Below are 3,002 nucleotides of genomic sequence, written 5' to 3'. Positions count from 1 at the left end.
TCTCTGGGCCGTAAGCGGCCCTTCATGGTGCTGTTGTTCTTCGTTTGCCGACAGTCGACTAAACCCTACCACTACAGAGGCGTTAGCAGTTTGATCTAGGTTTCGCCCCTCTACGCTGCAGCAGGTTGTCTCGATAGGTACCGAACAGCACCATGTCTCTATTCGTAGACGCCCTTGGTGCAACGTGGAGCCCAATCACATATGCCCAGCTTACTGAGTTCTATAAACAGCGAGCCACTGCCCATTCCAGAGACAGACGGTTACGACGCGCTACCACAATTTCCGAAGCGAAGCCCTCTGCCATTCCTTCGGACCATTCGGCGACAAGAGCTGAGACAAATCATCCCTCTATCCGAGACGACGATCTACGAAATGGAGCGCCGTGGCGAATTCCCGCGACGCTTTAACCTGACACCCCGTTGCGTGGTGTGGGACTTAGCCGAGGTCGAAGCATGGATAGAGGAGCGCAAGCAGACGCTCCGTAAAGACATGAGCGGCCCGGATGTCCGCCTACGCAAAACCCGCCCGGTTCGGGCGAGCTCAGATAAGGTGTCTGGCGATGTTGGCCTCAGCCAACAAGAGCCTCCAACTCCTTAGAAGCCGATCGTGGTAGACGTCGACTCTCCTTGGCCAGATTGACTTCCAAGGCCACTCGCGCCACCTCCAGAACATCCCTTGTCAGCGAATAGCTACCCTTGGCCTGCAGCCAGGCCAGCACGTCCGCCAAGTGCCAGATCGACGCACTGCCTTCATGCACCGGTGCCGGGAAACTTCCCGGATTTGCCAGCATCAGCTTGCGCATGTTTTGTCGCGATACCCCAACCATTTCGGCCACGTCGGTTAGACCAACCAGATCAGGGGCGACCTCGATCAACCTAGCGGAGGGCACTGCATGGCGCACATCAGCCAGTGCACTGCGCACAGCCGCATCCGCACTCTCCGCCTCTCGAGTGAACTCCAGAGCCAGTCGACCCGGCTGGCCGATGCCGACCAGAGCATCGTCGCAGCCCGCTTCGCCAAGGCGCTCGACCAGAATATCCGGGGTACGGTCGTCCTCAGCGAGTTGGTATTTCAGGGTGAAGGTGTATTCCATCGTGCTACTCCTCTGCACCGTCGGCAGTATCCTGCTGCGTACGATGCGTGGTGCAGTTGTCCACCACGCGGCGTAAGGCGCGTGCATGGTTGCTGGGGTTCTTCGGCGTACTCCACACGCTGGTGATGCAGAACTCGCCGCAGCGACATTCCTCGTCGTTATAGGGACAGAAAATCCGCCCCCAGGCGTGACTGCCGCCAACTTCGATGCGCCACCCCTGCCCTTCGGCATGTTTAAGCGCTTCTTCGATCTCTTTCTTCGGATGTGAAGGACGGGCCATGGATGGTCTCCAGTATTCGTATGATTCGACAGGTTGTCAACTGACAACCTGCCCATTCCTTTATACGGCTGCACTCAATACCGGCACGGACACATTGTCCGGCAACAGCTTCGGAAGGTGAGTCCGACCATCGATCCAGGCATCAACCATGTCTGCCCACTCTTGCAACATGTGGCGCCGCTGCTCCGCATATTCGGCCTTGTTGTAGACGGAGCGCGAGGAACGCCCGTCCTCATGTGCCAGGCACTTCTCAATCCAGTCACCGTTGAAGCCCACTTCGTTGAGTAGCGTAGAGCCAGTCCTGCGCAGGTCGTGCACCGTAAACGGCTCCAGCGGCAGCCCTGCTTCCTTGGCACGCGATGCGATAAGTTGGGTGATCCGGTTCAAGGTGGCGTGCGACATGCAGCGGTGGATGTCATAGCGCGAGGGCAGCACGAACCTCGAGCCTGCAGCACACGTGTGCAATGCCACGAAGATGTCCAGAGCCTGGCGTGACAGGTGAACCACGTGGGGATTGCGTCCTTTCATACGCTGCTTGGAGATCGTCCAGGTGGCGTTCTCAAAATCCACTTCATTCCAGGTCGCCTCGATCAGCTCGCTTTTACGCACCAGGGTTAGCAACACCAAGCGCAAGGCCAACCGAATGGTGGGGTACGCCGCAATAGACTCCAACTGGTGAAAAGCCAGGCGAATCTCGGTCGGGGTCAGCGCTCGGTCTTTCGGCACGAAGGTGGCGATCGATGCCGCCTTCACATCGTCGGCCGGATTCTCGACCTTCTCGCCATGCAAGATTGCGAACGCAAAGACCTGCTTTACGATGTCGCGGATGTGGACTGCCGTTGCAGGCGCACCACGCCCCTTCACTTTGGCGCAGAGCATGCGGAGATCGTCAGCAGTGATTTCGGTCAGCAGACGGTTCTCGAAGACCGGCAGGATGTCGCGATCAATGATGCTCTTACGCATGGATCGCGTGCTGTCGGCCATACGCGCATCAGTCAGCCATCTCTTCAACATGTCGCCAAACGACTTGGCAGCGGTCAGTCGCCGCTTGGCTCGCTGCTTTTCCAAGGAGGGAGACATGCCCTGGGCAACCATTCGCTTGGCATCCAGCAGCTTTTCGCGCGCCATGGCCAATGAAATTCCCGCTGGTCCATATCGTCCGATGGTCAGCGTTTCCCGGCGTCCGTTGAGACGGTAATCGTAGCGAAAGGTGACGGTACCGCCGGGCGATACCGTTACGTACATTCCGTCGCGATCGGAAGCTTTGTAGGGCTTGGCTTTGGGCTTTAGTTTGCGCAGTGCGGTGTCGGTCAGCATTGAGGTTTTCCTCCTGTTCAGGACGGCTTTTACCGTCCAGGCTCAGGAGACCTGCTGATGCCGGGAAAGCCGCATGACAGAAGCTTTCCGGAGGAGAGATTTACCGTCAAAGACCGGTTTGGTCTCGATAGTAAACGGGAGGGTCTGAATCCGGCCTTCGGTTCTTACCGTTACCAGTACCGCCAAAACATTCCGCTGCCTGGCGATAGCTACCGATAGGTGACGCGACGTATTTTATTATAAATCAACACGTTACAGCACCTTATCGATAGGTATCGATAGTCCTCGAAGGACCTGATATCACTCCCACTC

4 protein-coding genes are annotated in these 3,002 nt (G+C 57.5%); 1 reads left to right on the top strand and 3 read right to left on the bottom strand.

Annotated elements, in window-relative coordinates:
* Positions 1–201 precede the first annotated feature (201 nt).
* Positions 202–597, top strand: a complete 396-nt coding sequence (locus NA619_RS24820) for a helix-turn-helix transcriptional regulator (RefSeq protein WP_255964427.1) — start codon at positions 202–204, stop codon at positions 595–597.
* Here the strand turns inward: NA619_RS24820 and NA619_RS24815 are convergent.
* From NA619_RS24815 to NA619_RS24805, 3 genes are read right to left on the bottom strand one after another with little or no spacing between them, the layout of a single operon-like run.
* The gene (locus NA619_RS24815; protein WP_255964426.1) at positions 569–1,093 is read right to left on the bottom strand and encodes a helix-turn-helix transcriptional regulator; all 525 of its coding nucleotides are present in this window, start codon (positions 1,091–1,093) and stop codon (positions 569–571) included. The genes NA619_RS24820 and NA619_RS24815 overlap by 29 nt on opposite strands.
* Before the next feature lie 4 nt (positions 1,094–1,097).
* Positions 1,098–1,373, bottom strand: coding sequence for a hypothetical protein (locus NA619_RS24810; RefSeq protein WP_255964425.1), 276 nt, complete (start codon positions 1,371–1,373; stop codon positions 1,098–1,100).
* Between the two features lie 60 nt (positions 1,374–1,433).
* The gene (locus NA619_RS24805) at positions 1,434–2,690 is read right to left on the bottom strand and encodes a tyrosine-type recombinase/integrase (RefSeq protein ID WP_255964424.1); all 1,257 of its coding nucleotides are present in this window, start codon (positions 2,688–2,690) and stop codon (positions 1,434–1,436) included.
* Positions 2,691–3,002: the final 312 nt, after the last annotated feature.

The organism is Stutzerimonas stutzeri, assembly GCF_024448895.1.
Classification (GTDB): Bacteria; Pseudomonadota; Gammaproteobacteria; order Pseudomonadales; family Pseudomonadaceae; genus Stutzerimonas; species Stutzerimonas stutzeri_Q.
Note: the sequence above shows the minus strand (reverse complement) of the source record. Positions and strands in the feature narration are given on the sequence as shown.

Bases quoted from the DNA above. Each gene is read 5' to 3' on its own strand.
- NA619_RS24820 (WP_255964427.1), top strand. From the start codon at position 202: ATGCCCAGCTTACTGAGTTCTATAAACAGCGAGCCACTGCCCATTCCA.
- NA619_RS24815 (WP_255964426.1), bottom strand. From the start codon at position 1,093: ATGGAATACACCTTCACCCTGAAATACCAACTCGCTGAGGACGACCGT.
- NA619_RS24810 (WP_255964425.1), bottom strand. From the start codon at position 1,373: ATGGCCCGTCCTTCACATCCGAAGAAAGAGATCGAAGAAGCGCTTAAA.
- NA619_RS24805 (WP_255964424.1), bottom strand. From the start codon at position 2,690: ATGCTGACCGACACCGCACTGCGCAAACTAAAGCCCAAAGCCAAGCCC.